This window comes from Massilibacteroides sp. (assembly GCF_028705895.1).
In the GTDB taxonomy this organism is placed as follows: domain Bacteria; phylum Bacteroidota; class Bacteroidia; order Bacteroidales; family Tannerellaceae; genus Massilibacteroides.
On record NZ_JAQWCQ010000045.1, the window covers coordinates 1 to 14,379 of the forward strand.

Below are 14,379 nucleotides of genomic sequence, written 5' to 3' on the forward strand. Positions count from 1 at the left end.
GATATGGAAAAAGAACTATAATCCGCAGATCCGTTATTTTACAGGACAAAAATTTCCTGTAAAACGACCAAAGGCCAAATGACTGTTTTAAATCATTTGACCTTTAACTGGTCGGGATAAGAAGACTCGAACTTCCGACCTCCACGTCCCGAACGTGGCGCGCTACCAACTGTGCTACATCCCGATTGCAGCGCAAAGATATAAACATTTTTATACATAATCTGGTCGGTGATAGGGATTTTTAGGATATTTTTTTTGAATTATATAGATCTCATTCATTAACAATGAAATACGAAATCCTGTTTTTTCTGCCTTATTGATATTATTGTTGTGTACTACTGTTTTCAGAAACTTAATATATAACTTTGCAGGAATTGTTACTCAAACGTCCCACTATATTTATACATGGAAAGAAACACAATAAAACAAATTATTGATCTGATTCATAAAGAAGTTGTTCCGGCTATTGGCTGTACAGAACCTGTTGCTGTTGCTCTTGCTTCTGCTAAAGCTGCGGAAGTGTTGGGGAATAAACCCGAGTCTATTGATGTTTTCCTTAGTGCTAATGTGCTGAAGAATGCAATGGGAGTGGGAATTCCCGGAACGGGTATGGTGGGCTTGCCTATTGCTGTTGCACTGGGTGCCTTGATCGGTAAGTCGGCTTATGGCTTGGAAGTGCTGAGAGATTTGACTCCCGAGGGACTTGCAGATGGAAAGAGGATGATAGATGAAAAACGGATTGCTATTCATCTGAAAGAAAATGTAGATAAGTTGTATATTGAAGTTGTCGGCCGGCATGGAGATGATTATTCCAAGGTTATAATTGCTCATGAACATACTCATTTTGTCTTTGTAGAAAAAAATGGGGTGGCTTTAGTTGACTTGCTACCGGAAGAAAATAACGTGGATGATAACTCTGACGAAGACGAATTCCGTTTGTCTTTTGCTTTGGTTTATGATTTTGCGATGACTGTCCCGTTAGAAGATATTCGTTTTATTCTTGAAACGGCGGAATTGAACAAGAAAGCTGCGGAAGAAGCTGCAAAAGGCGACTATGGTCATTCTGTAGGTCGTATTGTTTCCGGAAAATACGGAAAGCAATATTTGGGTGATTCCTCTTTAACACGTATGTTGTCCATGACTTCTGCTGCATGTGATGTGCGTATGGATGGTGCGATGGTGCCCGTAATGAGTAATTCGGGCAGTGGAAATCAGGGGATCGCGGCTACTCTACCTGTGCTGTCTTTTGCTGAAGATATCCGGTGTTCGGAAGAACAATTAATTCGTTCATTGATGTTGAGTCATTTGTTGGTTATCTATATAAAACAGAGCTTAGGAAGACTTTCTGCTTTATGTGGCTGTGTTATAGCAGCTACTGGAGCAAGTTGCGGAATTACTTATTTGATGGGAGGAAATCGTGAACAAGTTTCTTTTGCTGTCAAAAATATGGTTGGTAATCTGACAGGTATGATCTGTGATGGCGCTAAGCCCAGTTGCGCAATGAAAGTGTCGAGCGGTGTTTCTACAGCTATGCTGTCTGCATTAATGGCGATGGAAAATAAGGTGGTGACCGAGATAGAAGGAATAATTGACGAAGATGTGGATAGAACCATCCGAAATCTTACGCAAATAGGCTCTGTCGGCATGGAAACCACGGATAAGATGGTTTTGGATATAATGACGAATAAATCTAAATAGTCTTTTATTACGGCTATTTGAAGGGAAACCAGAGTGTTATTTTAAGTCAATAGCCGTAGGTATAGAAAAATTATTTAATACCTTTGGATCACACTACGAAGATAATAATGATGATGATCAGAGAAGATTTAATTGATGATTTGAAAATCAAATGGACAAACATTCAGGCTTATTTGTGTAAAAACGGCTGCGATGCTTGTCTGTTGACGATGGATGTAAATCTATATTATGTAACCGGACAGATTTTTAATGGCTATTTCTATTTGCCGACAGAGGGGAAACCGCTGTTTTTTGTTAAACGCCCGAACGGACTTGATGGAGAGAATGTTTATTATGTTCGCAAACCGGAACAGATTCCGGATTTCTTAGCAGACCTGGGACTTGAAATGCCAAAAACACTTTTATTAGAAGGTGACGAACTTACATACAATGAATATGTAAGGTTGAGCGGATTGTTTCCTTCTGCTAAAGCAGGGAATGCAACCGCAATGATGCGCGAGCTACGACGTATTAAGACGCCATGGGAAATTGAACAATTCAGAATATCAGGGCGTTTGCATACGAAAACTTATGCGGAAATCCCCGAATGCTACCGTCCTGGTATGATTGATCTCGAATTTCAATACGAGATAGAACGCAGGATGAGAAAAAATGGTTCTTTGGGTATCTTCCGGTCTTTTGGTACAAATATGGATATATTTATGGGCAGTATTCTTGCCGGAGAGAATGCTGAAGCTCCGTCTCCTTTTGATTTCGCTCTTGGAGGAGCAGGAGTAGATCCTTCTTGTCCGATTGGGGCAAACGGAACGCAATTAAAGGAAGGTACAGCTATCATGGTGGATATGGCGGGTAATTATACAGCGTATATAACTGATATGACTCGCGTATTTTCCGTTGGACGATTATCCGAACTTACCTATAAAGCTCATCAGGTATCGATAGACATACAGCACGAGATAGAGGCAAAAGCTTTACCCGGATTACCGGCTGCGGAAGTTTTCACTATGGCTGAAACGATTGCTTCTAAAGAAGGTTTGTCGCCTTATTTTATGGGAACAAAACAACAGGCTAAATTTGTGGGGCATGGTATCGGACTTCAGATTAATGAACTGCCGGTATTTACTCCTCGTTCAAAAGATATATTGCAGGAAGGTATGGTATTTGCCCTTGAACCGAAGTTTGTTATTCCCGGAGTAGGTGCTGTGGGGGTAGAGAACAGCTATTTGGTTACTGCTACAGGTGTTGAAAAGTTAACACTTGCAGAAGAGAATATTATTAATTTATAAATATTGTGTTATGAAGAAGATTCTTGCGTTAGGATTATTATTCCTGATGATAATTTTGCCTGCAAATGCAGCAGACACAAAAGAGGTGAAGCCGGTAAAAAATCTGATTGTTCTGATTCCGGACGGAACTTCATTGGCTACAGTATCAACAGCGCGTTGGCTGCAATGGTATTCTAACCCGGATAAACCGAAATTGAATATTGATCCCTATTTATGTGGTACTGTACGTACGCATTCTTCGAATGCTCCGATTGGAGACTCAGCACCGACTACTTCTTGTTATATGACAGGGTATGCCAGTCGCACGGGCTATGTATCAACTTATCCGGTGTCTGATCCTGATAATGATATTTATCCAACGGATCCTGAACGTGCATATCAGCCGTTAATCACTGTGCTTGAAGCTGCCAAATTGTTGGATCATAAAGCATCAGGACTTGTTTTTACTTGTGAATTTCCACACGCAACTCCGGCTGACTGTTCCGCACATAGTTACAATCGTGGAAAATACGAATGGATTGCTCCGCAAATGGCACATAATGATTTGTCTGTTGTAATTGGTGGAGGTACTTCTCTTCTTCCTGCAGAAAGTGAAGCTTATCTGAAATCTAACGGATACAATGTATATAAAGATGACCTCAAAGCTATGCGCGCAGATAATGGTGATAAAATGTGGGCTTTGTTCGGTGCTAAGGAAATGGATTATGATTTAGATCGTAACCCAAATGAACAACCATCTCTCGAAGAAATGACCACTATGGCTATCGAAAAACTATCTCGTAATGAAAACGGGTTCTTTTTGATGGTAGAAGGTAGTAAGATTGACTGGGCAGCACATGGAAATGATCCAGTTGGTATGGCTACCGATTTTCTTGCATTCGATAAGGCTTGTGGCGTAGCTCTTGATTTTGCTCGTAAGAATGGGGAAACGGCTGTCGTAATATTGCCTGACCATGGTAATAGTGGAATCAGTATAGGGGTGAATCGTTGCAAAGGTTATGATAAATTGACTAAAGATCAGCTTTTCTCTCAATTCGCTAAATATAAAATGACTGCTCAGGGTTTTGCTCGTAAAGTGAATGAAATCCCTAATTCAGAAGTACAGCGTTTATTCAGAGAGTATGCCGGATTCGAACTAAACGAACAGGAGTTGCATGCCTTAAATAACTGTAAAGACTATAAAAACAGTCCGATTCCTCAAGAACAACGTTCTGCTGACGGTGTTGAGCCTTCTATGTATAGCGGCTCATTGACTTCGTTCATGGCAAAATTGATGACATCGAAAACTTGTTTTGGTTTTACCACAGGCGGACATACCGGCGAAGAAGTCTTTTTAGCTGCTTACCATCCACAGGGAACGCTTCCTTTAGGTATGCTGACGAATGTGGAACTTAACAAATATCTTTGTTCAGTAATGGGGCTCAGTGGCAAATTGGATGGGTTGACTGCTCAATATTTTGCAAAACATACAGATGTTTTCAATGGATATAAGTATGAGCTGAAGCAACCAAAAGAAGAAGGAGGATGGCCTACTCTGATAGTTAAGAATAAAAAGAAACAATTAACGATAACCCCTTTTACGAATATTGTAAAAGCCGGGAAGAAAGGTAAAGAAGAAATCCGGTTAAACTCGGTAATTGTTTATGTGGATAAAAACAACACATTTTATTTACCGCAAACGTTAGTTGATTATCTGAAATAAAAAAAAGCGAAGGCTGAAAGGTCTTCGCTTTTTTTATACATTTGCATATATAGCAGAATAAGTATAACATGAAAAGTAATAGTTTAGTTTCCATCGATCAATGTACGGAAGAGGATATTATACGCATATTAGATAATGCGGCGTTGTTTGAGGCTAATCCCAATCGCAAATTGTTAGAAGGAAAGGTTGCAGCAACTTTGTTTTTTGAACCTTCTACCCGTACCCGGCTAAGTTTTGAGACGGCTATTAACCGTTTAGGCGGACGTGTGATCGGTTTCCAGGATGCCGCTACCACCAGTTCTTCTAAAGGAGAAACGCTGAAAGATACCATTTTGATGGTCAGTAATTACGCTGATTTGATTATTATGAGGCACTATTTAGAAGGTGCTGCCCGTTATGCCGCCGAAATAACAGATGTTCCGATAGTAAATGCGGGTGATGGCGCTAATCAGCATCCTTCACAAACGTTGTTGGATTTGTATTCTATCCGTAAAACGCAAGGAAAATTGAATGATCTGACGATAACGATGGTGGGAGATCTGAAATATGGAAGGACGGTACATTCCTTGATAGTTGGAATGTCTCATTTTAATCCTACATTTCATTTTATTGCTCCGGATGAACTGAAAATGCCGGAAGAGCAAAAAAACTTCTGTGATGAACATGGTATTAAATATTATGAACATAGTGTTTTCGCAGAAGAGGTGATTAATGAGTCGGATATTCTGTATATGACGCGTGTACAACGCGAACGCTTTACTGATATGGAAGAGTATGAACGCGTAAAAAATGTGTATATACTACGTAATAATATGTTGGATAATAGCCGTGATAACTTGAGGATATTGCATCCACTTCCACGGGTAAATGAAATAGCTTACGATGTAGATGATAATCCCAAGGCTTATTTTATACAACAGGCCAGAAACGGACTATTTACTCGCGAGGCTATTATTTGTGAAGTTTTAGGTATCACTCTTTAATGAATTAAGAATTATATGACAAGACAGAAAATACGTGAAATGCAGGTTGCTGCGTTAGAAAACGGCACGGCAATAGATCATATCCCTCCTGAACATTTGTTTAAAGTTACTTCTTTGTTGGGTTTAGAAAGTATGAATAATACCATTACGATTGGAAATAATTTCAAGAGTAATAAGATGGGTTCAAAAGGCGTTATAAAGATCTCTAACAAGTTTTTTGAAGAGGATGTTATCAATCGGATTGCATTGATTGCGCCGAATGTGATTCTTAATATTATTCACGACTTTGAAGTGGTTGAGAAAAAAACGGTGACATTGCCTGATGAAATAACGGCATTAGTAAAATGTAATAATCCGAAATGTATAACGAATAATGAGCCTATGCCTACACATTTTGATGTGATAGATAAAGAAAAAGGGACATTGCGTTGCAGATATTGCGAACGAAAAGTAAATAAAGAAGATATTATATTGAAATGAAACAAGACTGGAAACCTGGAACCATGATTTATCCATTGCCTGCAGCGTTAATAACGTGCGGAAGCATACCCGAAGAATATAATGTTCTGACAATTAGTTGGCTTGGTACTATATGTACGAATCCCCCGATGTGTTATATATCCGTACGTCCGGAACGACATTCTTATCCAATTCTCAAAAAAAACATGGAGTTCGTTATTAATCTTACGACAAAAGAGATGGCTTTTGCTACAGATTGGTGCGGAGTAAACAGTGGGCGGGCGTATAATAAGTTTGAGGAAATGAAACTAACACCCGGCAAAGCGACGATAGTAAGTGCTCCTCTGATTGAGGAATCCCCTCTTTGTATAGAATGCTGTGTGAAAGAAATTATTCCTTTGGGAAGTCACCACATGTTTATCGCAGATGTAGTCAATGTAAAGGCTGATGAAAAGTTCCTTGACAAGGAGACCGGCGCTTTTGATATGGAACAAGCCGGCCTGTTAGCATACTCGCATGGTAAGTATTATGAATTGGGAGATATTGTAGGGAAATTCGGCTGGTCTGTTAAAAAGAAAAAAGATTGATCAGATGAAAGTATGGCTTTCCATATTGTTTTTGTCCGTATTCCCTTATTATGGATTTTGTTTGGAAAAAGATTCTCTTCAGACAAAATCTAATCAGGGCGCGTCATTCAATTGGGGAGTTCAGGTGGGATTTAATGCAATCCTACCTGTTATTAATACTTTTGTAATCGATGAAATACCGGTAGAAAGTTCTCGCGTTGAATACTCTGTAGGTCATACAGCAGCGGTTTTTTGTCGGCTAAATCTCGATCGATTTTTTATACAACCCGGTATTTCCTGGAACCGAACCGAAAGTGATATCTATTTTACAGTACCGGAAGGAGTTTCTCCCTTAAAAGCATCATTAAAAAGAGAACTGAATGATCAGTTGAATCTTAAAATTCATTCGCTGGAATTGCCGGTAATGATTGGTTACAATATTGTAAAAGAGAAACCTTTCGGGCTTTCCATTATGGCGGGAGGTAAGTTTAAATACAATTATAAGATACGCTATAAAACCAATCTGGATAGTTTTGCCAATGAATATACCAGTGATGATACGGCCTATCGTGTTAACTTAATCGGAGGGATAGGTGTAACCCTATGGCAGCTATTCTTTGATTTTACATACGAAGTAGGTATAAATCATCGTGAAACCAATTTTACGCGTGTCGTTGACAATGTTCCTCTGCCGGGGAATATTGTATTTGATAAACGACTAAATATGATGGGCTTTTCTTTAGGTCTTCTTTTTTGATCGCACCATTCAGAATCTGACAAGCTGTATCAGTTTATTTTTATTGACAAACTTCACTCTTTTTTTCTCGATCTCAATAAGTCCATCGTCCTGCATATTACGCAATTCTCTGGCTAATGCCGGGCGAGAAACACCGAAATATTCGGCCAACGCATGTTGAGTGCGGTCTAAATCTACAGAACCGGATCCCTTTTCCGGAAGATTCAGAAGATAGATAATAATTTTCTGTCGGATTGTCCTGAAGGACATTAAATGAAGCTTTTTGGTTAATGCTGAAGCATAAAAGGCCGAAATATCTAAAAAGTTTTGCAAAAGTTGCTCATTCATTCGTAAGATCTTGAGTACGGAAGTCTTGGGGATAATAAGTGCAGTGACGTTTTCTCGTGTCGTTACCTGAACCGGGAATCGGCTTTCTTTCCCAAAAAGAAACAAAGGAGCAAGCGGATTAGGAGCCTCAATATCTTCAACCTTAACGATTTTCCCCGAAGGATCCATCATCTCTGCTTTTACGCTCCCTGATAAAAGAAGAATTAACCGATTGCAAGGCTCGTCCTGCATTGCCATAATGGTTCCCTTAGGAAACGCAGATTCATTTACCTGAATATCGGTAAGTATTTTTTCTATCTCATTTTCAGGGATATGAGCGAAAAGAGTTGTTCTTGCAATTTCTTTTGTGTTCATTTTATGAATTATAAGATTTTCAAATGTAAGCATACTTATTTGTATTACCTCTTTTTTTAGAAAATTGCCCTGCTGCATATGCTAAAAAACCTAATTCAGGGGATGAGTTCCAATCTTTTAAGTTTATTAACTAATGAAATTAGTTTTGCAACTAAATCTTTTAGTTTATTTGTGGAGATAATAATAATGATATGAAACGACTAACAACAAAAGAAGAGGAATTAATGGGTTTTTTCTGGGAAAAAGGTCCATTGTTTGTGAAGGAATTACTTGAGAATTACGAAGAACCTAAACCTCATTTCAATACTTTATCTACGATCGTAAGAGGATTAGAAGAAAAAGGTTTCTTATCTCATAAAACTTTTGGAAACACGTATCAATATTATGCTGTCATTGAGAAAGAAGAATATCAGCGGGGTACATTAAAAAATGTCATCGCTAAATATTTTAATAACTCATACCTCGGAGTTGTTTCTTCACTTATTAAAGAAGAAGAAATTTCGATTGAGGACTTACGTCGATTGATTGATGAAGTAGAACAAGCTGATAAAAAGAATAAGTGATGGGATATTTATTTGTATATATCTTAAAGTCCGGTTTTTGCTTAGTTATCTTTTATTTGTTTTATCGTTTGCTATTATCCGAAGAAACGTTTTACAGATTTAACCGGGTTGTTCTGTTGGGATTGGTCTTGCTTTCATTTGTAATTCCATTTATCCAGTTTACGACTAATCAGCCAACGATAATCCAGCAGCAGGCAATTGATCTTGAAGCCTTACTTCTGATGGCCAATGAGGTTGAAACGGAAACGCCGAAAGACTTTCCATATGTTTTTATATTTTACGCGTACCTGTTTGGAGTCTGTTGTTTTTTGTGGCAGATGCTGAATGCAACAAGGAAGATAAAGAAAATAATCAGAACCGGACGCTTTATACAAGTAGAGGGGGTATCTGTTTGCATAATAGATAATGATATTGCTCCTTTTAGTTGGAGACGCAATGTCATTATATCAGAAAAAGACTGGACTGTAAATGGCCGGGAAATTCTGGCGCATGAAAAAGCTCATATTATGGCCGGACATGGATGGGATCTGGCAATGATTAATGCTTGCGTACTGTTTCAATGGTTCAATCCCGCCGTATGGTTGTTGAAGAAGGAACTTCAGGCATTGCATGAATATCAGGCAGACAAGGCTGTTTTGGAACAAGGTGTTGATGCAAAAAACTACCAATTGTTATTAATAAAAAAAGCTGTAGGTGCCCACCGTTTTATTTCTGTTGTAAATAGCTTAAATCAAAGTAGTCTTAAAAATAGAATCATTATGATGTTAAAACGTAAATCAAACCCGTGGAGAAGACTGAAATTCGTTGGAGTTTTTCCTCTTGCTGCAATTGCTGTAGCAACCTTCGCACGTCCCGAAATCTCTGAAGAGTTGGAGAAAATAACTTCTGTTGAAATCGCAGAAATAGTACCGGAAGTGAAAATTTCTCAACCTGTCATCGTACAGGTAGCAGATACCGTCAAGAAAAAGGTGTCGAAATCGGCAGAGAAAACGGTCGATATGGATATTGTTAGTTATATCTTAAACGACAAGCCGGTCAGCTCAAAAGAAATAAAAGAGCTTGATGTAAAAGATATTAAAAAAATAGAAGTAATGAAGGAACCTACTCCTGATTTTTTGAAGTCTAAAAATATTACAGAGAAAAATGGGGTTATACTTGTTACCACGCGTAGTGCAGATGCGTCAAAATTATCTACCTCTTTTGAGAAAGAGCAAGACGAATTTTATAAAAGTCTGAATGCTCCACTAATTATAGTCGATGGAAAAGAATACGACGCAAAAGGAAGTGGAATGCCTGATCCTACCACTATAGAATCTATTACGATTCTTAAAGACGAGAAGGCTATGGATTTTTATGGCGAGAAGGCGAGGAATGGTGTCGTTCTGATTGAACTTAAAAAAAATAAATAACAAAAATCCCCGGATGCCTAAAGCTGTCCGGGGATTTTGTTATTATACTCAAAAGAAAGTACTATCAAATCAACCCATGTTTCTTAAATATAGTCTGGATCGAATTGAGCGCCCTGTCTAATTGTTCTTTTGTATGTGTTGCCATTAAAGAAAAACGAATTAACGTGTCTTGTGGTGCAACAGCAGGCGAAACAACCGGGTTTACAAAGATTCCAGCGTCGAAAAGCTCTTTAACAACGAGGAATGTAAGGTCATTATCACGGATATATAAAGGAATAATCGGTGTTGAAGTATGCCCGATTTCACAACCCATGTTACGGAAGCCATCTAATGCATAATGAGTCAAGTCCCAAAGATGCTCAATCCTTTCAGGCTCGTTCAGCATAATATCTAATGCAGCTCCCGCAGCAGCTGTCGCAGCAGGCGTATTACTTGCACTGAATATATAAGAACGGGAGTTATGACGAAGATAGTTTATCGTTTCTTTGTCTGAAGCAATGAATCCACCTATAGATGCAAACGACTTACTGAATGTACCCATGATCAGGTCAACGTCGTCTGCGACTCCAAAATGATCGCATGTGCCGCGTCCCTGTTTTCCTAAAACGCCAATGCCGTGTGCTTCGTCCACCATAATGCTGGCATTGTATTTTTTCGATAAAGCAACGATTTCAGGCAAATTGGCTATATCACCTTCCATACTAAATACACCATCTACGACGATTAGCTTTATTTTGTCGGGTTCGCATTTCTGGAGTTGTTTTTCCAGCGAATCCATATCGTTGTGTTTGTATTTTAGTTTCGTAGAGAATGACAATCTATGTCCTTCAATAATTGAAGCGTGATCCAGTTCATCCCAGATAATGTAGTCTTCACGTCCTGTAAGGCAGGAAACTACTCCCAGATTTACCTGAAAGCCTGTGGAGTACATAATAGCGTCTTCTTTTCCGACAAATTCTGCCAGTCGTTTTTCCAGTTGGATATGTAAATCCAATGTACCATTAAGGAATCTTGACCCTGCGCATCCGGTTCCATACTTTTTAATCGCATCAATGGCGGCCTGTTTCACTTTGGGATGGTTCGTTAATCCCAAATAGGCGTTAGAGCCAAACATTAATACTTTTTTACCATTGATCTGAACCTCTGTATCCTGATCACTTTCGATCATGCGAAAGTAAGGATAGATTCCTGCAGCCATTGCTTTCTGAGGAAGATCGTACTTTGATAGTTTCTCTTGTAAAAGTTTCATATATAAGTAAAGAGAATAGTTTTCTAAACATTAAAAAGAACCTTGCAATATGATTAGAATAACATAGGTTCAAACAAATCAGGCACAAAAATACGAAAAAAAACTTATCAGGATAAGATTGATTTTGTTTTAACGTTAAAAGATTTTTACTCTTATTCTCTTCAACGCTGTGATAGACTAACTTAGGTTGTGAAATAAAACCGATGTGATGTTTTTTTATCCTTGATTTTTATTTAAATAAGAAGAAACCCATACCCCGAGAAATGTAAGTGTTCCATTTATTATCAATATCTCATATCCGAAAGTATAACCTGCAATTTGTTTGGTGAAATGATAGAGGAGAAAGCAAATGATGGGTGAGGCTATACAAATGTATGGAATGATTTTATCTATGGGGTTTCGTTTTGTATATAGACCGAACATGAATAATCCCAATAATGGACCGTAGGTATATGATGCAATCATATAAATTGCATCAATGACACTCCGGTTGTTCACCGCTTTGATCAGCAATATAATTACGGCAAACAAAATAGAAATAACGATATGAACCTTTATCCGCATACGTTTTGCTTTTGCGGCTTCTTCTTTTTCAATCCCGAGAATATCTATGCAAAAAGAAGTTGTCAGAGCCGTTAACGCAGAGTCTGCACTACTGAATGCGGCCGCTATAATGCCGATTGTAAAAAAGATAAGAATACTATTCCCCAAAATACCTGAAGTACAGAACATCGGTAATATGTCGTCATTTAAGGCGGGTAGGGGGATGTTTTCTTGTCCGGCCAGAGCGATTAGCAGTATGCCGAGTGAAAGAAATAAGAAGTTGACAGGTGTAAAGGCAAATCCATAAGTGTACATGTTTTTTTGAGCCTCATGTAAGGTTTTGCATGTAAGGTTTTTTTGCATCATGTCTTGATCAAGCCCAGTCATAACTATGACAATGAATATACCACTGAAAAATTGTTTTACGAAATGCTGTGTGCTGTGCCAATCTGAAAATTCAAATATTCTGAAATGCGGGCTTTCTGTTATCGTGTGTGTCATGCTAACCATATTCAACTCCATTTTATCAGCCACTTGCCAGATAATGACGATCAGCATGGCGACTAAAGCAATAGCTTGAATTGTATCTGTCCAGATAATTGTTTTTACCCCGCTTCGGTAGGTGTAAAGCCAGACTAAAAGCACGCTTCCAATGGTGGTTACTGCAAAAGGAATATTCCATGCATCAAAAACGTAGGTTTGGAGGATTAGTACAACTAAGTATAGCCGTGCAGCTGCTCCAATAATTTTTGACAGAATAAAAAATGAGGCCCCTGTCTTATAACTTCGTCTGCCGATTCTGTCGTTCAGATACGTATAGATCGATGTCAGTTCTAATTTGTAATATAGAGGAAGTAACACTTTAGCAACAATAATATACCCAAAGAAAAAGCCGAATACGGTTTGCATATAGGTCATATCTATACTTCGCACCATTCCCGGAACAGAGACAAATGAGACTCCCGAAAGTGAAGCCCCTACCATTCCTATGGAAACAATATACCAGGGAGACTGACGATTTCCTCGAAAAAAAGCATTGTTGTCGGAATCTTTGCGACCTGTAATATAAGATATAAACAGCAAAATGCAGAAATAAACGACAATGATGATAAGAATGGTATAGTTATTCATGATTATTCTCCGAATCGTTACTATCTGCGTCTAATTTCCCAATATCCGGAATCATTGCCCGGGCTTCTTGATCGCTTAATGTATCTACATCTTTTAGCTTGCGTTGAATGGCACGGGTACGTGTTCCAAGAACCTCTTCGATCTGCCCGCTCGCCGTCTGAATATTTTTCTGAGCCTTTTCCAGCATTCCTCCTACCTTTTCAAATTCTTTCTTGACAGCGCCAAGAATTGTCCAGACTTCTCCTGAGTGTTTTTGAATTGCTAAAGTGCGAAATCCCATTTGAAGACTATTCAGAATTGCAGCTAAGGTTGTCGGCCCGGTAACCACGACTTTGTATTGTCTTTGTAAATCTTCCAATAAAGAAGAGCGCCGTACCACCTCTGCATAAATTCCCTCGAAAGGCAGGAACATGATACCGAAATCAGTCGTGGCAGGAGGAGAGAGGTATTTATCCGAAATATCCTTAGCCATGCGTCTGATCGTTGTTTCAAGTAGTTTGCCTGCCCCATCAATACCCTGCGGGTCAGCTTTATCGTAAGCATCCAATAACTGCTCATATACATCTTTTGGAAATTTAGCATCGATCGGAAGGTAAACATAGTCCCGCATGTCATCCTTGCCTGGCAGTTTAACCGCAAACTCAACTACTGCGTCTGAACCTTTCCTTGTACGTACATTTGCCTCGTACTGTTCAGGAGCAAGTAGTTGTTCAAGTAACATACTTAGTTGTATTTCTCCGATATTACCACGAGTCTTTACATTACTTAATACCCGTTTTAGACCACCCACATCCTGCGCCAGCGATTGCATTTCTCCCAACCCCTTTTGTACATTCTCCAACTGTTCGGTAACGAGGCGAAAAGACTGTCCAATACGTTCATTCAACGTTTTTTGTAATTTTTCGTCCACAGTCACACGTATCTCTTCCAATCTTTTTTCCGTTTGCCTTACTAATTGTTGTTGTTGCTCATTCATTATCGAAAACTTTTCCCGTTGAAGAGTATTGAAGGAAAGAATATTTCGTTCAAATGTATCCTGAAACTCTTTTAGGGAGCGGGATAACTCTTCCCGGCTTTCCTTAGCGATCTGACGGCTTTCCTCGCGGTTGATATGAAAATCTTCCCGAAAGTTCTTTTCGATCCGCGCAAATACCCTTTCTACTTCATCGGATAGTTCTGAAGCCTTCTCCTGCTTATTCTTTAAAAGAAAAAAAAGAAAAACCTGAAGTAGCCCCAACGTAACAAATCCACAAACAATCCACCATTCCATATCAGAAACAATCAATATTTAGTCAAAAGTACATAAATGAGCTTAATCAGAAGCTATACCGAGTTTGCATTTTGATAAAATT

General features: G+C 38.8%; 13 protein-coding genes and 1 tRNA gene. 9 read left to right on the forward strand and 5 right to left on the reverse strand.

Going from position 1 to position 14,379, the window contains the following annotated elements; all coding sequences use genetic code 11:
- Positions 1–108 precede the first annotated feature (108 nt).
- Positions 109–184 (reverse strand) — tRNA-Pro (locus PHT93_RS11205).
- 221 nt (positions 185–405) lie between these two features.
- Between PHT93_RS11205 and PHT93_RS11210 the strand changes: the two genes are divergently transcribed.
- The 7 genes from PHT93_RS11210 to PHT93_RS11240 all read left to right on the forward strand — a co-directional run bounded on the left by PHT93_RS11210 (position 406) and on the right by PHT93_RS11240 (position 7,451).
- Positions 406–1,698 (forward strand): L-serine ammonia-lyase, iron-sulfur-dependent, subunit alpha, encoded by a 1,293-nt coding sequence (locus tag PHT93_RS11210; RefSeq protein ID WP_300242912.1) that lies wholly within the window; start codon positions 406–408, stop codon positions 1,696–1,698.
- 113 nt (positions 1,699–1,811) lie between these two features.
- Positions 1,812–2,984 (forward strand): Xaa-Pro peptidase family protein, encoded by a 1,173-nt coding sequence (locus PHT93_RS11215; RefSeq protein ID WP_300242971.1) that lies wholly within the window; start codon positions 1,812–1,814, stop codon positions 2,982–2,984.
- Positions 2,985–2,994: 10 nt separating this feature from the next.
- On the forward strand, positions 2,995–4,686 hold the full coding sequence (locus PHT93_RS11220; RefSeq protein WP_300242915.1) for an alkaline phosphatase: 1,692 nt from the start codon (positions 2,995–2,997) through the stop codon (positions 4,684–4,686).
- Between the two features lie 68 nt (positions 4,687–4,754).
- Positions 4,755–5,669 (forward strand): aspartate carbamoyltransferase, encoded by a 915-nt coding sequence (pyrB, locus tag PHT93_RS11225; RefSeq protein ID WP_300242917.1) that lies wholly within the window; start codon positions 4,755–4,757, stop codon positions 5,667–5,669.
- A gap of 15 nt (positions 5,670–5,684) precedes the next feature.
- Entirely contained in the window at positions 5,685–6,149 is a 465-nt protein-coding gene (gene pyrI, locus PHT93_RS11230; RefSeq protein WP_300242919.1) for an aspartate carbamoyltransferase regulatory subunit, read from the forward strand.
- Positions 6,146–6,715, forward strand: coding sequence for a flavin reductase family protein (locus PHT93_RS11235; RefSeq protein WP_300242921.1), 570 nt, complete (start codon positions 6,146–6,148; stop codon positions 6,713–6,715). Before pyrI ends, PHT93_RS11235 begins: the two co-directional genes overlap by 4 nt.
- Positions 6,716–6,719: 4 nt before the next feature.
- Positions 6,720–7,451: a porin family protein gene (locus tag PHT93_RS11240; RefSeq protein WP_300242923.1), complete on the forward strand. Its 732-nt coding sequence runs from the start codon at positions 6,720–6,722 to the stop codon at positions 7,449–7,451.
- Positions 7,452–7,460: 9 nt separating this feature from the next.
- On the opposite strand, the gene PHT93_RS11245 is transcribed toward PHT93_RS11240, so the two are convergent.
- The gene (locus tag PHT93_RS11245) at positions 7,461–8,132 is read right to left on the reverse strand and encodes a Crp/Fnr family transcriptional regulator (RefSeq protein WP_300242925.1); all 672 of its coding nucleotides are present in this window, start codon (positions 8,130–8,132) and stop codon (positions 7,461–7,463) included.
- A gap of 191 nt (positions 8,133–8,323) precedes the next feature.
- Here PHT93_RS11245 and PHT93_RS11250 point away from each other — a divergent pair, with 191 nt between their 5' ends.
- Together PHT93_RS11250 and PHT93_RS11255 are read left to right on the forward strand one after the other, a co-directional pair.
- Complete coding sequence (locus tag PHT93_RS11250; protein WP_300242927.1) at positions 8,324–8,695, forward strand: BlaI/MecI/CopY family transcriptional regulator; 372 nt, start codon at positions 8,324–8,326, stop codon at positions 8,693–8,695.
- Positions 8,695–10,104: a M56 family metallopeptidase gene (locus PHT93_RS11255; protein ID WP_300242929.1), complete on the forward strand. Its 1,410-nt coding sequence runs from the start codon at positions 8,695–8,697 to the stop codon at positions 10,102–10,104. Before PHT93_RS11250 ends, PHT93_RS11255 begins: the two co-directional genes overlap by 1 nt.
- A gap of 64 nt (positions 10,105–10,168) precedes the next feature.
- On the opposite strand, the gene PHT93_RS11260 is transcribed toward PHT93_RS11255, so the two are convergent.
- The 3 genes from PHT93_RS11260 to rmuC all read right to left on the reverse strand — a co-directional run bounded on the left by PHT93_RS11260 (position 10,169) and on the right by rmuC (position 14,297).
- Positions 10,169–11,353 carry a pyridoxal phosphate-dependent aminotransferase family protein gene (locus PHT93_RS11260; protein WP_300242931.1) on the reverse strand — a complete coding sequence of 395 codons (1,185 nt, stop codon included), beginning with the start codon at positions 11,351–11,353 and terminating at the stop codon, positions 10,169–10,171.
- Positions 11,354–11,569: 216 nt separating this feature from the next.
- The gene (locus PHT93_RS11265; protein ID WP_300242933.1) at positions 11,570–13,027 is read right to left on the reverse strand and encodes a sodium:solute symporter; all 1,458 of its coding nucleotides are present in this window, start codon (positions 13,025–13,027) and stop codon (positions 11,570–11,572) included.
- Positions 13,020–14,297: a DNA recombination protein RmuC gene (gene rmuC / locus PHT93_RS11270; protein ID WP_300242935.1), complete on the reverse strand. Its 1,278-nt coding sequence runs from the start codon at positions 14,295–14,297 to the stop codon at positions 13,020–13,022. Before rmuC ends, PHT93_RS11265 begins: the two co-directional genes overlap by 8 nt.
- Positions 14,298–14,379 lie beyond the last annotated feature (82 nt).